The sequence below is a fragment of the Primorskyibacter sp. S87 genome (assembly GCF_049801055.1).
Lineage (GTDB): Bacteria > Pseudomonadota > Alphaproteobacteria > Rhodobacterales > Rhodobacteraceae > JBNAGF01.
The window spans coordinates 132804-151259 of sequence record NZ_JBNAGF010000013.1 but is presented as its reverse complement, the minus strand read 5'-3'; the positions used below and the strand labels follow the sequence as shown (position 1 = coordinate 151259).

The 18456-nt window shown below is 63.2% G+C and carries 17 protein-coding genes, 2 tRNA genes and 1 pseudogene; 3 read left to right on the top strand and 17 right to left on the bottom strand.

Going from position 1 to position 18456, the window contains the following annotated elements:
* The 5 genes and pseudogenes from ACP15U_RS19020 to ACP15U_RS19000 form a co-directional block, all read right to left on the bottom strand.
* A pseudogene (locus ACP15U_RS19020) lies at positions 1-306 on the bottom strand (endonuclease); the annotation flags it as partial.
* Positions 293-886, bottom strand: coding sequence for a hypothetical protein (locus ACP15U_RS19015; RefSeq protein WP_043753561.1), 594 nt, complete (start codon positions 884-886; stop codon positions 293-295). The pseudogene ACP15U_RS19020 and the gene ACP15U_RS19015, both read right to left, overlap by 14 nt.
* 567 nt (positions 887-1453) lie before the next feature.
* A complete protein-coding gene (locus ACP15U_RS19010; protein WP_028093953.1) occupies positions 1454-1660 on the bottom strand; it encodes a hypothetical protein in 207 nt (68 codons plus the stop codon).
* Between the two features lie 662 nt (positions 1661-2322).
* On the bottom strand, positions 2323-3135 hold the full coding sequence (locus ACP15U_RS19005) for a hypothetical protein (RefSeq protein WP_188479606.1): 813 nt from the start codon (positions 3133-3135) through the stop codon (positions 2323-2325).
* A 179-nt stretch (positions 3136-3314) separates the two neighbouring features.
* Positions 3315-4244 carry a DUF2493 domain-containing protein gene (locus tag ACP15U_RS19000; RefSeq protein ID WP_043755221.1) on the bottom strand — a complete coding sequence of 310 codons (930 nt, stop codon included), beginning with the start codon at positions 4242-4244 and terminating at the stop codon, positions 3315-3317.
* Positions 4245-4868: 624 nt separating this feature from the next.
* On the opposite strand from ACP15U_RS19000, the gene ACP15U_RS18995 reads away from it, so the two are divergent.
* On the top strand, positions 4869-5258 hold the full coding sequence (locus ACP15U_RS18995; RefSeq protein ID WP_043755224.1) for a thermonuclease family protein: 390 nt from the start codon (positions 4869-4871) through the stop codon (positions 5256-5258).
* Between the two features lie 43 nt (positions 5259-5301).
* Here ACP15U_RS18995 and ACP15U_RS18990 read toward each other — a convergent pair whose 3' ends face one another.
* From ACP15U_RS18990 to ACP15U_RS18935, 12 genes are all read right to left on the bottom strand, one after another.
* A complete protein-coding gene (locus ACP15U_RS18990; protein WP_081979737.1) occupies positions 5302-5808 on the bottom strand; it encodes a JAB domain-containing protein in 507 nt (168 codons plus the stop codon).
* Between the two features lie 40 nt (positions 5809-5848).
* Complete coding sequence (locus tag ACP15U_RS18985; RefSeq protein WP_043755226.1) at positions 5849-6079, bottom strand: hypothetical protein; 231 nt, start codon at positions 6077-6079, stop codon at positions 5849-5851.
* Positions 6080-6294: 215 nt separating this feature from the next.
* Positions 6295-7023, bottom strand: coding sequence for a DUF736 family protein (locus ACP15U_RS18980; RefSeq protein WP_048534142.1), 729 nt, complete (start codon positions 7021-7023; stop codon positions 6295-6297).
* Between the two features lie 117 nt (positions 7024-7140).
* Complete coding sequence (locus ACP15U_RS18975) at positions 7141-7419, bottom strand: hypothetical protein (protein ID WP_048534140.1); 279 nt, start codon at positions 7417-7419, stop codon at positions 7141-7143.
* Between the two features lie 359 nt (positions 7420-7778).
* The gene (locus ACP15U_RS18970) at positions 7779-8219 is read right to left on the bottom strand and encodes a DUF6915 family protein (RefSeq protein ID WP_043754051.1); all 441 of its coding nucleotides are present in this window, start codon (positions 8217-8219) and stop codon (positions 7779-7781) included.
* Position 8220: 1 nt separating this feature from the next.
* Positions 8221-8607 (bottom strand): DUF6878 family protein, encoded by a 387-nt coding sequence (locus ACP15U_RS18965; protein WP_009803668.1) that lies wholly within the window; start codon positions 8605-8607, stop codon positions 8221-8223.
* A gap of 125 nt (positions 8608-8732) precedes the next feature.
* A complete protein-coding gene (locus ACP15U_RS18960) occupies positions 8733-12992 on the bottom strand; it encodes a strawberry notch-like NTP hydrolase domain-containing protein (RefSeq protein ID WP_204114549.1) in 4260 nt (1419 codons plus the stop codon).
* Between the two features lie 112 nt (positions 12993-13104).
* On the bottom strand, positions 13105-13761 hold the full coding sequence (locus ACP15U_RS18955) for a DUF6927 domain-containing protein (RefSeq protein WP_043754045.1): 657 nt from the start codon (positions 13759-13761) through the stop codon (positions 13105-13107).
* Positions 13761-14354: a regulator gene (locus tag ACP15U_RS18950; RefSeq protein ID WP_425046603.1), complete on the bottom strand. Its 594-nt coding sequence runs from the start codon at positions 14352-14354 to the stop codon at positions 13761-13763. Before ACP15U_RS18950 ends, ACP15U_RS18955 begins: the two co-directional genes overlap by 1 nt.
* Before the next feature lie 70 nt (positions 14355-14424).
* Positions 14425-16398, bottom strand: coding sequence for a ParB/RepB/Spo0J family partition protein (locus ACP15U_RS18945; RefSeq protein WP_043754041.1), 1974 nt, complete (start codon positions 16396-16398; stop codon positions 14425-14427).
* Positions 16399-16546: 148 nt separating this feature from the next.
* A complete protein-coding gene (locus ACP15U_RS18940) occupies positions 16547-16936 on the bottom strand; it encodes a DUF3768 domain-containing protein (RefSeq protein ID WP_043754039.1) in 390 nt (129 codons plus the stop codon).
* Between the two features lie 90 nt (positions 16937-17026).
* A complete protein-coding gene (locus ACP15U_RS18935) occupies positions 17027-17950 on the bottom strand; it encodes an ArdC family protein (protein WP_204114547.1) in 924 nt (307 codons plus the stop codon).
* A 272-nt stretch (positions 17951-18222) separates the two neighbouring features.
* Between ACP15U_RS18935 and ACP15U_RS18930 the strand changes: the two genes are divergently transcribed.
* Positions 18223-18298, top strand: a tRNA-Ile gene (locus ACP15U_RS18930).
* A gap of 1 nt (position 18299) precedes the next feature.
* Positions 18300-18385: transfer RNA gene (locus tag ACP15U_RS18925), tRNA-Leu, on the top strand.
* The last annotated feature ends 71 nt before the right edge of the window (positions 18386-18456 follow it).

The following is an 18456-nucleotide window of genomic DNA, read 5'->3' as shown; positions in this document are numbered from 1 at the left end:
GAACCGCTCCGTCAGGTCCTTGATCTCGGATGCCTCGAGCTTCGTCTTCCCGTCCAGGAAGCCGCTGCTGTCCACGAGATGCGAGGACTTCGTCGTCAGGTAATCGAGCTGGTTCATCAGCTGCGATTTGGTATGCGTGCCCCCGCCCCGGATCGCCTTGAAGACCGCTGCACGGTGACCGGCGGCGGCCCGCACGAGCTGCCTCTGCCGGGACGCCTGCAGCCCCTGCATCGAGCCCCGAATGCGGCTCCAACCGTCCCGGAAGATTTCACCGGTGACGTCATGGACGGCATCATTCAGCCGCATGGGCAAACTCCCTCAGAGCGGCAGTGGCGGCGAGCTGCATGGCATCCCGACGACGGCGCAGCAGCAGATCGATCTCGTCAGCGGAATCAAGGATGAACCGCGCCAGACCACGCATCTGCGCGAGGCGCAGTTCGGACAACTCTGCGTTCGGTGCGGAGCCTTCCCCCTGCCCCGCCCGGCTGGCTTTCATCATCTGCTTGGCGACCTGTACGACGCCGTTACCGACCTCGTGCAGGGAGGCCCGGTAACGTGCCATCTCAGCCGCCAGCTGCGCGTCCGGAACGAAGGTTCCCCCCGCCGCCTGGATCAGCCGCCGGACCCCCTCCGTGCGGGTCTCGATCCCCGCCGCGGCCAGGACCTCATCCAGCGCACTAAGCTCTTCGGGGGTCAGTTTCACGGTCACGGCGGCCGTGGCCACGGCCGCATCCTTCTGGCGATCTTCGTCCGCCTTCAACGTGTACTGGATGGCCCGCGGCGTGACCCCGAACCGCTCCGCGAGCTCAGACGTCCCCACACCTTCTCCGGCCTCACGGATAATCTCCGCCCGCTCCGTCTGTGTCAGTCTCCTGGTCCGGCTCATACGAAGAAAGCCCCCCTATTTCCTGCCACCTTCATTCAAGGTCGCCCTCATCATACGAAACTATATGTTGCGGTCAATACAATATTATTGTAGATTGCCCCCAGGCGACCTTGAATTCCGCTTCAAGCCGAGCACCGCAGGTGCGAGGCCCGGCCCGAAGGGCCCAGCAACACCGACCATCTCCAACCGCACCTCGGCCACCTGTTGTCATGCCCGCGCCCGAGGGTCTGGCCGAACACGGACCCGTGTTCGGACGGAAGCGAGGGGCGGCGCATCTCTTCACCGACGGGGCTGACGGACAGGGTCAAGGGCGGCCAGATTTGGCTTGGCCCAAATCTCTGCCGGAAAAACCGGCGGGCTTCAGCCCGACTGTTATTCCGGATGGCCCCCTTGAGGCTGGCCGGCAGACCTGTTCCAGGCGATCTCTGAAATCCCCCGTCAGGACCGTGCACGGTCCTGACACCTTATCGGGGACACCGGCCGAAAGCAGGGGTCCCCGGTCTTGGCGCAGCCTTCCCTGAGACAGGGAAAGGGCCGCCTCTAGGGCGGCCCATCCTCCTGGGAGGATTACTCCTGCGGTTCCTTGGAGCTCGGCGGGAACATCACCAGCTCCTGGACCGCGACGGGGAAGTCGAGCTTGAGGCTGAAGAACTCCGAGCCGTCCCCGTTGCGGGTGTTGCGGAACATCGCGCCGACGCGCTGGAAGCGGGTGCGCTCCTGACCTTCGTTGTCGGTGAACTTGACGGGAACGGTGGCGACGTAGTGGTTGGTCATTTGGGTCTCTCCTTTTTGCGATGGGGATCACCCGGCACGGGGGGCAAGGGAGGTCCGCAAACACAAATGCGGAGGGTCCGCGCGCCCCGCGCGTGGAAACCGTATTTGTGTTTGCCGGAGCGTGAGCGGAGGGCACGGACCGCCCGACCCCGTGCGATCCACATCTATGAGCAAAGAGGGGAGACCCGGATGTGCACCCCGCCCCTCAGCCGTTTTCGGTCCTGTCGAGTTATGTCAGACATGACCATGTCCGCGCCGCTCTCATCCAACGCGGCGGCGGGATGGTTCGCCCAAGCCCGATCGGCACGACCGCGATCGTCTGCCTCAAACTCGACTTCCCCGTCGCAGTCTCGCGATCCGGGGAGGTGATGCATCCGCGGGCCTGGCAGCAGCGTTGCCCGCCCGGACGGGTCGCCGCCATCGGGCGGCGCAGTCGATGCGCTGCGCCCGCCCCAGCGATCTGCACCCGCACGGCCGGATCGCGGGGTTTCAGGCGCGCATGAGGGCAACCCCGCCGGCAGGGGCCCGTCTTGACCGAACCAGTCACGGATCATCGTGTGATCAGACCGCAGTATTTTGTCCAGTTGGAAGGGCGAGCTGTCCAGCCGGGCCTCGGTTTGGCGGGGCTGACGAGATCATCTTATCGACTTGTTGCTCGACACTCATTTTGCGTCCAACTCGCCGAACTTTTCCAAATCGATGATCCGTTCGGGCGGAGTGGCGACCCGTTGCATCATGCAACAGTCAGTTCGCAGCTTGGCAATATCGAAGCTGGGGTTCGCTACCTTGAATGCCCAGCTGTTCAGGAAGACGCGTGCAATCCCAGGAATTTCGCCCATGCCGGTGATGTCAGAATAGCTGAAGTGCGGATGAGCACCTCGCACGAGTTCTTCGCCACCAATGCGGACATGTACGATGATGGGAACGGTTTCCGAGTGGAGCAGGTGAAGGCCCGATTGATCGCCGAACAACCGCTGCACGACATGCTGATCAAACTCAGAGCCGTGACTCAAATAGTGGTCGAAACCATTCGCGAGACCCGATCGAGATAGACTGAAATGAACTTGTCCTTCCCGTCGGCCTTGCTTGTTTTTCGGGCCGACATCTTCAAGTACCTCGGCAAGTTGGTGTTCTAGATGATGCCACTGAGGATGGGTCTTGAGAATTTCTGTGAGTCTTTGCCTGCGGTCTGCGGCCACCAATGGACGCAGACCAAGTTGCTGCACAGATAGGATTTCGTCCGGCAGCAAACGTGTACCATGGAAGACGCAGAATTCATGTGCTTGCAGCCAATCGTAAATCGCGTCTGACGCCGTTTCGATGTCCGTATGCCGAACCACGGAGTCGCCCGCATCCTCGATGAATTCAAAATTCGATGAAGCGAGGGTTTCGATCGCTTCCTTGCCTACCAGATCAACTGCCAGTTCGCGGAAAGACCCCTCCCAGGTCTCAAACTGATCGTAGTAAATAGTCATTTCTCTGGGGACCTGTGACAGTTGCCAACTGGCTTACCCGTCTAGCGTCTCAGGGGAATCTTGCAAACGGTGTCATCGGCGAAAAGCTGCATCTAGTGAGTTCGATACGTCCGCTTGGTCGCATTTAGAGGCCGACGTGAAAACGACAAAAGGGCCGCCCAAAGGCGACCCTCTCTCATTCACGCGTCTGCCGACTTCTTCGCCGGATCGGCGACCCGCATGACGGTGAGCCCCTTCGCCTCGGCCTTCTGCCCGAGGTTCAGCGCGACCCCGTTGCCACCGAAGAGCACAACTCCCGTCGCAGCAAACTTGTCGTCCAGCATCTCATCGTTGCATTTGAAGGGTGCCGCCCGCCCATGCGCGGACCAGCGCGGATCGAAGCGCGCCTGCGCGACGCCGCGCGCCCGAGCCCACCGGGCGGCGATCATCTCGGCCCCGTGCTTGCCACCCTTATGGCAGAGGAAGATCTCCTGGTTGCGGTTCTGCCGGATGCGTTCGCGAACCTTGTCGAGTGTCGAGAAGATGACGTCGATATCGGTCCAGTCGGTCGCCCCCGACACGATCAGGGGAACCCCCTCGACCTTCGACTTCGCGGCCGTTTCGCGATCATGCTGTTCCAGCAACTGCCGGGCCTCGAAGACCGCTCCGGTCTCCTGAGCGCGAGCGCTGGCGCGCGATCCCGCGGCCGGGATGAAGGCATGGCCGGTCTCGACCTCGTAGCATTCCGCCGCCGCCTCGCTCATCACCTCGATGGCCGCGACAATCTCGCGGACCTGCAGGAAGCGGGCCTGCGCCTCTTCGAGCGCGGTCTCGGCGATCTCCGATCCGTCGTGGGATTTTGCCAGGGCGCCGATCTTGTCGGCGGTGCGGTCGAGCTCCTTGCCGAGAGCGATCTTGCGGCGCTGCAGGATTGTGGCGAGCCCGTGCGCGAGCGGTTCGATCTCGGTCTCGAGACCGGTGCCGCGCAGCTGGCCGAGCAGGGCCTCGAAAGTCTCGCGGACGACGCTGTCGGTCAGGATGTGATCCTCGGGGATGGGCAGCTCCGCGTCTTTCTCCGTCAGGCCGAAAAGTTCGATGGTCTCGTAGGCGTTCGCGTTCTCGTAAGTCATGTTGGTGTCTCCAGATGTTCGGGGAACCACCACGGGAGTGTGGTGGCATGGCCGTACGTCTGGTTCACCGAATCTGTCCGGGTCAGGGACGGCGAAGCCGCCGGCGTGCCGGGCGCAAAAGTTTTCCGGGCGCATCGCCCACCACGGGCGCGTCATCGAAAACTGGACCGCCCTTTCGACCCGCGCCGCCTTCGCCGAAAAGTTTTGCGATCCTTGACGCGGGCTGATTTGGGGGCCATCCGGAGGATATGCTTCCGCACTCATGTGTGTGTTGTTGACGGTAGGTTTGCCCGACGCGAGCAGGCAAAGGGCGCGACCGGACGCGGGAGACGGATGGAGCGGCGGGATCGTTTTGCCCCGCAAAACAGACCGGAGCGCAATCCGGCGGAGCGGCCGGGGCGCGGCCTGCTCGCGAGACGGGCAAACCGGGATGCCAAGTGCTGCGCCGCGGTGAGGCCGCATGGCCGAATGCGCGACGGACCGCAGGGCCGTTCTCGCCTGCGACACGCGAAGCCGAGCGGGGGAGGCCGTCAGGCAGTGGGCGCTTCGGGCCAATTAATGCGATAAGGGTCTGAGAGTGTTACGCCCGGAAGAATGTGAACCCACCTGCAGAGGAGGCGGAAGTTGAAATATCTGATCCCGATCGTCGTGATCCTGCTGACATCACCAGCCATCGCGCAGGTGCAGATCCGGGACGCCGACACCATCGTCGTCTCCGGCACACCTGTGCGTCTGAATGGCGTCGATGCTCCCGAGCTCCGAACGCGGGCGGGCCGGGATGCCCGGCGCTGGATGGTGAACTACCTCGATGGCCGTTCGATAGAATGCGAGCTCAACGGCGAGCGGACCCATGACCGATGGGTGGGCATTTGTTACGCCGATGGTGAGGACATAGGCGCCGCGCTGATCGCGGCCGGTCACGCGCTCGATTGTCGGAGATATTCCGGAGGTCGGTATGCCCATCTGGAGACGCCGGCGGCGCGGTCGCGGATCAGGCGGGCGAGATACTGCTAGCGATACGACTGCCAGGGAGCTGCGCGACGTTCAGTGCGCGAATTTAATCCGACAACATCCCTGCCGCCCGCATGCTGAAGGCGTTCTTCTCCCGCCCGAAGCCGACGATGATGTGATCGTGGACCACGATCTCCATCACCTTGCAGGCCTCCACGATCTTGCGGGTGAGCTCGATGTCGGTCTGGCTCGGATGCGGATCGCCGGAGGGGTGGTTGTGGCAGAGGATGAGGGCAGAGGCATCGAGAACGAGGGCGGCGCGGAGCACCTCGCTGACATAGACCGGGACGTGATCGATGCTGCCGCGAGTCATGACCCTGTCGCGGATCAGCCTGTTCTTCCGGTCCAGAAGCAGCACCCGAAACACCTCGACCCGTTCATGAACGGCGTTCAGAGCCAGGTAGTCGGTCAGCATGGTCCAGGACTGCAGTGCGGAGGTCGAGCGGGCATGCCTGCGCAGGATGATGCGGGCGGCGTCGATGGTCGCGATCTCGGCTTCGGAGAAACCGGATGCGCCTCGTTCGGCGATCTTTTTGGGATCGTGCTGTATCATGTCGTTTCCAATCTTTTGAGAGGATCGCGGCCAGCGCCGCTCAGTTCATGCCTGCGATGACGAGGCCGGATTTCATGGTGGGGCGGCCACAGGCCTCGCAGAAGCCGGCGCGCTGGTCGGGTTCGAGATCGGCGGTGTGGTCGCAATCGGGTGCCATGCAGATCGCGGGCACGATGCTGCCCTGCGCATAGTCCTCCAGGAAGTCCACGACCTCTGCGTAGCCTTCGGCCTCGGCGAGCGTGACCAGCTTGGGATGGGTGAGATTGAACATGCGTCTAGTCCTACTGATGAGGTGATACGAAAAGAGGGGAGCCGCGTCACTGCGGCTCCCCTCGCGGGACCTGCCTCTTGGGGACAGGAGGCGCGGGCCGGTCGGAGACAGGACCGGCACCACCCCGTCAGGCCGTTTTGGGAGGAGGATCAGGCCTGCACGGGCGAAAGCGCCCCGGTTGCCCGGGGCGCCAGTTCTGTAGCAGTCGCTGCCTGTCAGCCGACCAGGGCGAGCCCGGCGTTGTCCGACCGGTCCTGGCCTGCACTCTCGACGAAGGGAATGATCGAGAAGGTCTGGCCGCCGCGCTGCTCCTCGTTCTGCACGGCGTTCACCCGCAGATCGCCATCGGGCGTGTTGATGAGGAGCGAGACATAGTCGTTGCCGGTCCGGTTGCTCTTCGCCATCCAGGCCGAGCCGACGCGGATCGGGTGGCCCTTGGGCGAGCTGACCTCGATCCGGTAGTCGGGATGGGTCTCCTCGGTCTTGAACTCGTTCTCGATGAGCATGAAGTCGAGGTCAAACATCATGTTGGCGATGTAACCGGCAAAGGCGTTGTCTGCATCCATCGCCGTCAACTCGCCCGAGATCGAACCGGACTTCATCGCACCGTTCGAGACCAGCGGGATGATCTCGAATTCACCGGTCATCGCTTCGCGTGCTTCCTTGGTCTGCACGGCGTTGACCCGGAAGGGCCCGAGGCCGACATCGATCTGCATCGAGATGTAATGGTTACCGGTGGTGTTGCCGGTCTCGTTCCAGGCCGTGCCGATGCGCACCTTGCGGCCCGACTTGTTCACCGCCGTCACATCATAGTCCGGGCTTCGCTCGGACATCTTCGTCCGAGTCTCGAGCTGGATGGCGATGTCAAACCGGGTCGAATGGATCATGCCGGAATAGGCGGTGGCTGCGGTTTCGGCATTCTTGGTCAGGGTTCCTGCGAACATAGGTCTTCTCCTTGGGTTTGCCGCTGCCCGGCACTTGGCCAGAGCACGCGGGATTGCTTTTCGACCCCTCATGGGATCGCAAAACCACAAAGCCCTCTTTCCTTTCTCTCCTGCCCGTCAGCCCGGCCCGGCGGTAGACGAGGTGTCCGACGTCGCCCCGCGCACCACCCTCCCCTGCGCTGTCGCGCCATCATGGCCCGGCTCCGATATGAAGAAGTCGGCCTCGGCTCCGTTCAGCCTACGGCCGCTCCGGTCGGTCAACCCGATCGTGCTGCCGTTCGGCACAAAGGTTATGAGGTATTGGCCAAGGCCGTCCCGATGCACCCGATACCCCTCATTCGCCCAGTGGACGGATTTGCCGGCATCCACGGCGAGCTTTATCTCCGCGACGTTCATCCGGATCTCCACTTCAGTATTGGTGTTGGAAACAAGAGAGGCCCGATCCGTGGATCGGGCCTCTGTGCAACCGCGATTGACCTACCAGTCGAAGACCTCGAGATAGGGGGCTGGCGGGACGTCTCGATCGAAGAGGACGTAGTCACACCCGGCATCCATCGCCAACGCCATGACCGCCTTGAAGGCGTCGCAGTCGACGCCTTCCGGCATGTCGGCGAGGGTTACAGGGACGGAGAACAGCCAGCCATACTCATTCTGCATGCTCGGCGATTTGGCAAAGAGCCCGTTCTCGATAGCCTGGACGGTTTATTCAGGCAGATGTGCGGTGCTGCAATCGTAGAACCTGCGAACGTTGCGCATCATGATCCCCTCGCCTCCATCCAGTCCTTGAGGCCGAGGATCGTCTTGCCCCCAGCCACCTCGGCCAGCCATTTCGTGCGCGGATCGCCGACGGGCTCATGCGCTTGCCGGTCGATCTGCCCGTTGGCCATCCAGGGCTCGGGCTGGATCCGTCCGAGCCAGTCGGCGAGGCTCGGAATGCGGCCCTGACAGTCTTCGCGGACATGCTGCTCGCCGATCCAGCGGATGGGAATCTCGCGCCCCGCCCCGTTGGTGAGGGAGAGCCCGAAGACACGTTCGGCCTCGAAGATGCCTTGCGTGTGATGGCGCAGAGCACGGTGGGTGAAGATGGCGAGATGCTCCTTTGAGGCATCGAACCAGTCGTGAACGGCCTGATAGTCGGATGGCGTTCCGCCATACTTCCGGGCGGAACTTTCGGCATGATGGAGGGGATGGGCCATGTCACAGGCCCTCATCGAAACTGTGGGAGCATTCAACGTAGCGGTCGGCATGATCGAGGGTGATGCTGTCGGCGATGACATCCCAGGTCAGCGTGCCGTAGCCGCCCTCGTTGTTCTCGAAGCCGGGATGCTGGTGATAGGCGACGGACCAGGCGAAGTCGCCAACCTTCGTGCAGAGTTCGTCAGGGAGCGCAATGCCTGCGGGCTGCACCGTTACGTCTTCGATATTGCCGGAATCGCCGTAGCCTTCGTATTCGGCGGTGACCTCGGTGATGCCGAGGCCTCGCAATTGCGGGAGCAGCTCGTTTCGGGTGGCCTTGTTGGCGGCTTCGCGCTCGGCCTGCCACTTTGCCATCGTCTCGGCAAAGGTGGTCTCGGAGTTGGTCATGGGTCTCGTCCTCTTGTCTGGGATTGGGGAAGGCGCCGAGGGGTCTGGAGACACGCCACGGCGGCGGAACGCGAGGGGGCAAAGCACCCTTCCGCGTTCCCCCGACCCAAGGCCCGCTTTTCCTTTCAGGCGGCGCGATCAGCCCTGGAGGCTGATCCGTCCGCCACGATCCGGCCGAGGATCGCAGCGGTATCGACGCCCTCCCCGTGGGGCACGAAGACCCGAAGCTGGAAGGCGATGATCTCGGTGAAACACCCCAGGGCCTTCAACCCGTCGATCGTGCCCCGGTCGGCCCCGTCGATCTCGAGACGGGCCGCGCCCGCGACCCGGCGGCGGGTGAGCGTGAGGCCGCGTCCCAGATCGACCGGCGCGGTGGATCCGAGCGCGGCCGTCAGCATGTCCCGCGGGGTTTTCGGGGTGCCGACCATGAACCGCGCACGCAGGGCCGCGGCGCCGTCCTCGCTGACGGTCCGGCCGATCATCGCTGTCTGTGCCTCAGGTGTGACGCGGTAGATGCGTTCGTTGCCCGAGGGGATATCCTTCCAGATCGGCAACAGCAGCCCGGTCAGCAGGTATAGCTTCGTCGTGGTCACCTTCGGCAGGCTGTTGGCCTCCTCGTCCCAGAGGCGGCGGAACTCGGGCTTTTCGATCTCTTCCCAGGCGGAGGCCTGGAACTTCCCTTCCTCGACATAGGTGGACCCGCTTGGCCGGGTCACCTTGCGCATGAGCGTGACGATCTCTTCGTCATACATCTGCATCGGACGCGAGGAGATCAGCGCCGCACGTCCCGAGGCACTGTTGATCATTGGCAGCTTGTCGGGGTTCCGGTCCAAAGCTTCTTCTGCGGAGAGGATATGGACGGGGTCCGTCACCTCCAGTCCGATGATCCGTGTCACCGCTCCGGAGCGCGGACAGGTCCAGAGATCCTCGGTCGAGACCTGCTCGATCCTCTCGCCGCGCAATGTCTCGACGCCGAGATCGAGTGTGCCTGCAGCCCGCGCCCGCTCGGTCTGATCGGCAATCCGGCTCATGAACTCGACAAAAAGTGCATTCTGCATGTGGATCGGCAGCGCCAGGACACGGTTGAGGAAGCGCTGGATCGGCGGCAACTCTTCCAGGAGCACGCCGTCCTGGTCGATCAGTCGAAGAGCTGTCCAATCGCTGAACTGTTCGTAGCTCATGGCCGCCGCGCGCCCGGCGGCGAGATCGGCGTAATAGCCTCGCAGCGCACCCCTTGCGATCGGGCTTTCGAGATTGTCCTCCTCGCGGAACATGCCCTGGGAGCCGGTCTCGCGCTGGCCCTTGGTGAGGGCGCCCAGCTGATCAAGCCGTCGGGCGATCGTGGAGGTGAAGCGTTTCTCGCCGTGCACATCCGAGGTGCAGACCCGGAAGAAAGGCGCGCTGACCTGAGCCGAACGATGCGTGCGGCCGAGCCCCTGGATCGCGGCATCGGCCCGCCAACCGGGCTCCAGCAGGTAGTGCCGTCGCCGTTTCTGGTTCTTGGCCGTTTGAGCGGCATGATAGGACCGGCCCGTCCCGCCGGCATCGGAGAAGATCAGGATGTCCTTCTCGCCATCCATGAAGGCCCGGGTTTCAGAAGAATTACTGCTGGCGGACCGCTTCTCGATGAAGAGGGCACCTTCGCTGGCTTTCAGGGGGCGGATGGAGCGCCCTGTCACCTCGGCCACGACCTCATCCCCGAAGGCCCAGAGGATCTGGTCCAGCGCCGAAGGGATCGGCGCCAGGGACATCAGCTCTATCATTGCCTCATCGCGCAAGGCCTCGGCCTCGCGGGAGACAACCAGGGCGCCATTCGCATCCCGCAGCGGCTCCGCGACCATGTTCCCGTCGATCTCCACGATCTTCTGGGCATGGATCGGGAAGGCCTGTTCGAGGTAGGAGAGCACATAATCCCGAGGCGTCAACGCCCCCTCGACCAGCTCGTCTTCGGGGTCCATCGCCTCGAGCCGTCGCTTCAACAGGCTCTCGCCCGTCGAGACCACCTGGATGACGCAGGCAAATCCCTCGGCCAAATCATCTTCAATGGCACGGATGACGGTCGGGGCTTTCATGCCCATCAGAAGGTGGTTGAAGAAGCGCTGCTTGGTGCTCTCGAAGCGGGATTTGGCCGAGGCCTTCGCGGCAGAGGCGTTCGTCTGACCGGAGGCATCATTGACCCCGGTCGCGGTCAGCGCCGCCTCGAGATTATGGTGGATCGTCCGGAATGCCCCGGCATAGGCGTCATAGATCTCGATCTGCGCCGGTGTCAGCGCATGTTCGAGCACGTCATATTCCACACCATCGAAGCTGAGCGCCCGCGCGGTGTAGAATCCGAGCGTTTTGAGGTCGCGCGCCACGACTTCCATCGCGGCAACGCCTCCGGCCTCCATTGCCGAGACAAAGCTCTCCCGGCTCGGGAAGGGATAGTCCGGACCCTGACCCCAGAGTCCGAGGCGGGAGGCATAGGCCAGGTTCTGCACGCTGGTGGCCCCGGTCGCCGAGACATAAAAGACCCGCGCCCGGGGCGTGGCGAGCTGCAGACGCAGCCCGGCGAGACCCTGCTGGGAGGGTTTGACCCCCCTGCCCGCGTCGGACCCCGCGGCGTTCTGCATGGCGTGGGCCTCATCAAAAGCCAGCACGCCGTCGAACCCGTCGCCCATCCAGCCCAGAACCTGGCTCAACCGGGTCATCCCGCATTTGCCTGCGGACCGGAGTGTCGCGTAGGTCACAAAAAGGATGCCATCGCCCATGGAGATAGGCTGGTCAGGCTTCCATTTGGAGAGCGGCTGGATGTCGGCGGGCGAGCCGCCGAGGTCGGTCCAGTCGCGGACTGCGTCCTCGATGAGCGTGGCGGATTTGGAGATCCAGACCGCCTTGCGCCGACCCGCGAGCCAGTTCGCCAGGATGAGCCCGGCGCATTCGCGGCCCTTGCCGCAGCCGGTGCCGTCGCCGAGGAAGTAACCGAGCCGATAGGCGTACGCCTCTGGATTATCATCGGCGCGGGTCATCCGGGACTGGTCTTCGTCGATCGTGAACCTGCCCGGCAGGTCGCGCCCGTGGGCGTCGTTTGCCATCAGGATGGTCTCGAGCTGGGCCTCGGAAAGATGACCCCCCTCGATCAGATGGCCAGGCAGCCGCAGGTCCGAGGCGGCTTCATTCGACGGAACCGGGGGCGCGACCGAGGCCATGGCAATACTCTCGACGAGCGGCGTGGGATGTTCCTGAGCCCCCGTGATCTCAATCCGCTGCGGGCGGTAGCGAGCGTAGATGTCCGAGACCGGGGTGTTTTCGCGGGGTGTGTCGAGGCAGGTGAAGGCCAGCGGGATGGCGGCATGCGATTTGGGTTTGGCAGACGCCGCTTGGGCGATTGGGCGCTGACGTGCAACAGGGACACCGACCCGGCGCGACCCAGTCCGAAACTGCGCACCGGTTTGGATCGAGGGAGTGGCAGTGCGGGTTGCGGCGATGTCATCGATGATTTGGCGCGCCGCGTCCAAATCGTCGACCATGGCACGGACGATCTCGATCTCCTCCTGCACCTTGTCGAAGACCATGAGCTGGGTTTCCACCGTGGTGCCGAGTTTGCGGTAAACGTGGACAGGGATCGTGAGCGCTAGGCGCGGCTTTGCGATGGCCGAGGCCCGTGACCAATGGGCCGCGTCCCGTTCCGGCGAAAATCCCATCGGCATGATTGCCACGAGACGCCCGCCCGGCGCGAGGCGCTTAGCCGCGGAGATCAGATGTTTCGCCGCGATGTGCCTGTCCCGCGAGCGATCGACCGAAGAGGCGAAGGGTGGGTTCATCACGATGACACCGGGAAGGTCGGGCACCGTCAGGAGATCATCAATATGTTCCGCGTCGAAGCCGGTCACCTGCGTGTCAATGGTCGCCTCGAGAAGCGCCCTGCGGAAGGGATCGATCTCGTTCAGCATCGGTTTGCCACCCGCGCGCACGGCAAAACCAGCCAGCGCGCCGGTCCCGGCGGAAGGTTCGAGGACGGTTTCGCCGGGGCGAATGGCGGCTGCGCGTATTACCAGTGCCGCAAAGGGCAGCGGCGTCGAGAACTGTTGCAGACGGATTTGCTGCTCGGAGCGCCGGGTCTCCGTCAGGAGCCGTGAGGCGAGCAATCTGGCCGTCGCGAGCACGTCCGAACCGCTGTCCTGCATGATCGTCGTCACCGTGGCGGCCTGCATCAGGTCATAGGCCATGCGCCAGGACCACGCGCCGCCGGCATCGCTGCCACCGAAAGTCTCGCGCATGATCCGAGCGAGCGATGAGCTCTTGAGCGGTTGCTTCTCAATCTCGCTGCCGATCAGGCGAATGGCCTGCAGAAGGTGAGGTTTCGATGGGAAATCGCGTGCGAGTGCCAGGCTTCGGTTGTCCATATCGTCTGTCCTTTGAGTCAGGTTGTGGGTCCGACAGGACAGAAAGCCGCCTCTGCGCTTTCAAACGCGCGGAGGCGGCTCAAGGCCGGACAGATGACGTCGCTGCCGGCGGTCAGGACCCCTTCCCGGCGAAAAATTCGGCCAGAACCGGACTCGCCGCACTCTTCGCCGAGCTGAGGAGTTCGGACCCGGCGAGCGAGGCTTTCGACAGACGCACGAGGTCGCCTGTCTCCTCGATGCGGTAGCAGCGACGCTTTTGCCCTCCGCGCCGGTAATGGGTGGCGGTCACGATCTGGCAGGTGCTGCCATCGGTCAGCGTTACCGGTGAGGCCAGTTTGATCTTGTCACCCTCGTCGTAGTCCGGGATTGCCGCCCAATCGCGGCAGCGCTGACGCCAAGCATGGGCATAGCTGTCGGGATCCTTCAACTCGGAGAGCAACACCAGAAGGCTGAGCGGCGCGCGGGACTCGACCGGGCCGACGCTCTCCTCCATGTCCTTGTAGCCCCAGCAGCCCTCGTCATAGCGGGTGAGGAAGACGGCGCCGAAGGTGATCGACCCGTCGGCATCGGTCACGTAGGTTCTGTCTTCAACCGGTCCGCCATCGATGTTGGTGAGCCTCAAAGCTGCATACCAGGTCGAGCCGACCTTGCAGGCCTTGAGCAACAATGTCTTGCGGGTATCCGTCTCGAAGGTGCAGAGCCGGGCGATTTCTGCCTTCTCCTCCGCGTAGGTTTTGACGCGGCGGTCGGTGTAGAAGAGCCAACCCACTATGCCGCCCTCCGGTCATCGATTTCGATGAGCGCATCGAGCGGCACGCGGTAAGGCAGCATATCGTCGAAATCCTCGCAATTGCCGCTATTCTGCACGAGGGCGTGGGTGTCGGTGGCGTCCTTCAGGATCACCCGGAACGTCCCGCCGAGACCGGAGGGCACGTCGTAGGTGCCGCCGATCAGGTAGTCAGCGGCGCGGCGCAGGAAAACGCAGATCGTGTGGCCATCGGTTGCCAGCCGGATAGTGTCGTGACCGCGGTCGATCAGCATCTGCACGTCATCGAGAATGTCGGTGTAGAACTGGCCCGTCAAATCGCGAAACGCCGCCTGCCGCGCCGCCATCCAATCCGGATCGCGGAACGGGTTGATGCCCTTGGCGAAGGCATATGTGGGATCGGCGCGTTCGGTGGTGACGATCCGCGTGGTCGAACCGTCGATGCCATTGGAGCGCAGATGCACACCAGTGCCGACGATCAGGATCAGGGCGGGTTTGCCCACCGGCCCGTTCCAGTTGGGAAGGAAGGTGGAGTAGCCGCGCGCATGCGCGATCTGCGCCGCGACGCTCGCGGCAGTGAAGCTAAGAAGGGACATGGGATTTACCTGTAAGATGGAGGGAAGGGTGCGACCCGCGCCGGACATGCCGAGCGGGCCGCCTGCTCGATCAGGCCGCTTTGGCGACCCCGGTTGCGTCTACGGGTGTCTCGGACTCGCCAGCATCAACCGGCTCGACACCTGCCGTCTGCATCATCGGAGGACACCAGGCCGCGACCGCCGCGCGCTGCGCCTCCGTCAGCGTGGCGAAAGGCTCCGCAAAGAGCTTTTCGCAGAATTCGACGACTTGCTTCTTGGTCGAAGAGGCCAATGTCACCGCCTCTTGTGCGAGCCCCAGCTCCTCGCCGAGAATCTTCAGAAGCCAGGCCTTCTTGAAGCGGTTGAAAAGCGCCGCATTCGGCGTCCAATGCGCCCGTATGTCCGGCATGATCTCGACTTCGAAGTCATGCATCAAGCTGTCGCGCTGCCTGTCCCGTGCGAAACAGGATTGCGTGGTCGCGGCCGTAGCGTAGGCGACGAGTTTCGCCTTCTCGCCCGCGTCAAGGGCCCGGAAGAGCGCAAACTGGTCGGCAGGGGACTTCGCGTCATCGGCCCAGGAGAGGTTGAGCGCGTCATGCGCTGCCGCCACCTGTTCGAGCGATGTGCCGTCGATCTCGTCCATCTTCGCGTGGGTGCGATACTCCTGTCGCGCGTCGACCTTGATCGCCTGGGTGACGCCCAAACCGCTGGTAAGCACATCCGTAACCAGCTTGAAGAGCGTGAGATCAAGCGTCGCCTCCGGGTGCTTGGCCATGGCCGCGCCGAGCGCCATTGCCCGTTCGGTCTTGAGATCCTCGGTGAGCGAGGCGGGATAGGTGATCTCATCGCCGTCTGCGGCGCCCTTGTCACTCGGTGCGCCGGTGCCTTTGCCAGACCGCTCTGTCTTGTCTTCAGGGCGCACCATCCCGACATGCAGGGAGATCTTGCCATGCGACCAGGACGCGATCACGCCGGAGCTGGCAAGATCCTCGGTGCTATAGGCCTCCCGGAGGTCCCGCGCCTCGGCTTCCAGCGCGTCCACGCGTTCGTAGAGTTCATTGTACGCCTCGTCCTCGAGTTCTTCGTTCTCCATCTCGTGTTCGAGTTTCTCAAGCTCGGCGGTGATCTCGTCGACGCGCCTCGAACCCTTCTCGTCGGGCTCGACCGGACCCGGATAGACCCGACCATAATCCGCCATGGCGGCATAGTCGTACTGAATGACCGCGTCGGCCCAGGCAAAGCCGATCTCTGCCCGAGCCTCTTCGGCGGCGGCGGCGAGTTTTTCCAGCAGGATCGTTTCGACCAGCGCGGAATCCTCGAGCACGGAATGCTCGTCCAGCAGATCGGCCGCGATGGCACCGCCGCGCGCCTCGTAGTCTTTACGCACGAAGGCCCCGATATCGTCGCTGACCTGGACACCGCGGGACTTCAGCGCGTTCCGCACGGTGTAGGCCTGGACATGGTTGTCCTCCTTGGTGAGCGCCTCGAAGACCTCGCGTTGCACCTCCTGGCTGGGATGATCGGCGAAAGCCTTCATCGTATCGAGCGTGATCGATTTGGCGCGGGCCGCGGCGCGGATGTCGGGATGGATGAGCCCATAGCGCAGACGGCCTTTGACAGCGGCGACCGTGGTACCGAAGGTCTTGGCGATGGTTTCCGGCGTCTGACCATCGACCTCCATCATCCGGGCGAAGGCCTCGAACTCGTCGATCGCGTTCATCGGGGCCTGGGTGATGTTTTCGGCGAGCGAGAGCGCGGTGGTCACATCACAATCTTCGGAGACCAGTCGGCAATCGATCTTCGTGCTGTTGGTGAAGCCCTTGGCGGCCTTGTCCGCAGCAAGTTCCAGCAGGGCCGCGTGTCGACGGCCACCGGCGAGCACCCCGAACTTGCCGTCGATCTTCTGGACGAGCAGCGGTTGCAGGAGGCCCAATACGGCGATGCTGGCCTTGAGATGCGCGATATTCTCGGAGGCGTAGGTCTCGGGGGAATTGGTCCGTACGTTTGCGGGATGGGCGACAAGATCGCCGATGGCGACGGTGGTGGGTTTGAACGACTGAGTCATGGCATGTCCTTCTCGACGTGATTGAGAGGGCCGCGAGTTTCCGTGCGACCGATCCCCGGATCCGGGAACCAACAGGACAAGAGGCCCACTTTCCCTTTCGGAGGGTCAGCGGGCCTGTCGGTGATGTAAGGTTGGGGTGCGGCCTGCCCTACCAGTCGCGCGCCATCATGATGGTAAGAACGCGCATGGTGGTTTCTGGATTGTCGGGAGCCTCGGCGCCGTAGCGGAAGTCGGAACCGGCCTCGTAGAGGTCAATTTTCCAGAACACAGTCTCGCCGCGGATCGTCACCGCCCCGAAATCGTGCCAGCCGTCAGGGTCATTGTCGGGCTCGAATGTATCGAACGCACCGGTGGCCTTCACGGCTTCCGTCACGAAACCATCGCCGGCCTCGATCAGGGACTGGGTCACGACGAGGCGGCCCTGGATCGCCTGATCCGGGGCGATGCCCAGACAGGCAAACCTGCGGAAGGCATCGTTATGGGCGGCGATGACGGTGGCGTTCGGTCGGGGATACTCTGCGGGTTCGGCATGGCTCATGGGGCTGTCCTTTCGGGATGTGTTGAAACCACCAGACCCAAAGCCAGCTTTTCCTTTCACACGCCCTACCAGCCCGGACAGCCTCGGACGTCATGCGGCCTGTTCCCCCTGCCCCGCCTCCGACACGGCGACGAGATAGTCGCAGGCGCGCTGCGCGTCCGCCGCATGTTTGAAGATCGCCCGCTTGTCTGAGCGGAGCACCCGGACCCAGTTGCTGAGATAGGCCGCATTCAGCTCCAGCGTATGCGCCGAAAACCCCAGCTTCTGACCCAAAAACACCGTACAGAGCTCGGCCACAATCTCTTCGCGGGCATATGCCGTGTTCCCGAACCGAGCGTCGCCATAGCTTCGGTTCAACCGATGCCGGGGTTTCGTCCAGTGACCCAGCTCATGACCCCAGACGGCGTAGAAATTCCGCGGGTTCTCGAAGAGCTCGATCGGGGGCATGTAAATCTTGTCGAGGTTCGGGACATAACATGCTTCCCGACCAGAGAAGCTGACATTGGCACCGATTGCCTCGAAGAAGCTCTGCATATGCGGGATCGGTGCGCGTTCGGGATGAACTTCCGGTTCGGCCGCAGCGGGATGGAAGCGAGGGTCCAACCCCTCGATCTGATCGGCGTTGAAGACGCGGTAGGATTTCATGAAGGGGATGGTTTTGGGGTCTTCGGTTTCCGCCTCCCCGCCGTGGGCGCTTTCGACCTGTTCGCGCTCGGCCGTTCCGTAGTAGACGACCACCGACGATTTCGAGCCCTTGATGACTTTCGCATCGAGCTCGTTCGCCTGCCTCAACGTCATCCAGTAAGGCGAGGCGTATCCGGCCATCATGGTGCGCATGGTCAGCAGGAAGTTGTTGACGCCCTGATAGGGTTCGCCGTTCTGACGGAGCGGCACGGAACTGCCGCCGACGGTCCAGGGCTTGCGCCAGGGCAGCACGCCCCGGTCGATGATCTTAATGAGTTCGTTGGTGATCGATGCCGCGGCGTCGAACTTTGGCTTGCTGGATTTGGCCATGATGATCTCCGATGTCTGGTAAGTGTGCAGACCCGGAGGTACCGTTGGGGAAACACCCTTGGTGGGGACGGCAGGGTCCGTCCAGAACCCTGCCAGACCCCCACCCCGTGACTCTGGATCCGGCAAAACCCAAAGCTTGCTTTTACTTTTTTCATATCACTGACACGAAGTGCCTTTCGGCATCCGTCCAGCGGAAGCCCAGAAATCTCGCCAAGCTGACGCTAAGACCCTTGAGCAAGACACCGAATTCGCTCATTCAGTGATCCCCACGTGCCTCGGTAGCTCAGCGGTTAGAGCTGACCGCTCATAACGGTTAGGTCGCAGGTTCGAATCCTGCCCGAGGCACCACGCGGACATGGTGGAATGGTAGACACCGGAGACTTAAAATCTCCTGCACAATCGAGCGTGCGGGTTTGAGTCCCGCTGTCCGCACCAGAATCGGCCCCGCAACGCTGCAGCACTTTTCGAACCCTCAAAAAGGCTGGCCAACAGGCGGCCTGCAAAGA

Coding starts and splice junctions, on each gene's coding strand:
- ACP15U_RS19015 (WP_043753561.1), bottom strand. CDS start 886: ATGAGCCGGACCAGGAGACTGACACAGACGGAGCGGGCGGAGATTATC.
- ACP15U_RS19010 (WP_028093953.1), bottom strand. CDS start 1,660: ATGACCAACCACTACGTCGCCACCGTTCCCGTCAAGTTCACCGACAAC.
- ACP15U_RS19005 (WP_188479606.1), bottom strand. CDS start 3,135: ATGACTATTTACTACGATCAGTTTGAGACCTGGGAGGGGTCTTTCCGC.
- ACP15U_RS19000 (WP_043755221.1), bottom strand. CDS start 4,244: ATGACTTACGAGAACGCGAACGCCTACGAGACCATCGAACTTTTCGGC.
- ACP15U_RS18990 (WP_081979737.1), bottom strand. CDS start 5,808: ATGATACAGCACGATCCCAAAAAGATCGCCGAACGAGGCGCATCCGGT.
- ACP15U_RS18985 (WP_043755226.1), bottom strand. CDS start 6,079: ATGTTCAATCTCACCCATCCCAAGCTGGTCACGCTCGCCGAGGCCGAA.
- ACP15U_RS18980 (WP_048534142.1), bottom strand. CDS start 7,023: ATGTTCGCAGGAACCCTGACCAAGAATGCCGAAACCGCAGCCACCGCC.
- ACP15U_RS18975 (WP_048534140.1), bottom strand. CDS start 7,419: ATGAACGTCGCGGAGATAAAGCTCGCCGTGGATGCCGGCAAATCCGTC.
- ACP15U_RS18970 (WP_043754051.1), bottom strand. CDS start 8,219: ATGGCCCATCCCCTCCATCATGCCGAAAGTTCCGCCCGGAAGTATGGC.
- ACP15U_RS18965 (WP_009803668.1), bottom strand. CDS start 8,607: ATGACCAACTCCGAGACCACCTTTGCCGAGACGATGGCAAAGTGGCAG.
- ACP15U_RS18960 (WP_204114549.1), bottom strand. CDS start 12,992: ATGGACAACCGAAGCCTGGCACTCGCACGCGATTTCCCATCGAAACCT.
- ACP15U_RS18950 (WP_425046603.1), bottom strand. CDS start 14,354: ATGTCCCTTCTTAGCTTCACTGCCGCGAGCGTCGCGGCGCAGATCGCG.
- ACP15U_RS18945 (WP_043754041.1), bottom strand. CDS start 16,398: ATGACTCAGTCGTTCAAACCCACCACCGTCGCCATCGGCGATCTTGTC.
- ACP15U_RS18940 (WP_043754039.1), bottom strand. CDS start 16,936: ATGAGCCATGCCGAACCCGCAGAGTATCCCCGACCGAACGCCACCGTC.
- ACP15U_RS18935 (WP_204114547.1), bottom strand. CDS start 17,950: ATGGCCAAATCCAGCAAGCCAAAGTTCGACGCCGCGGCATCGATCACC.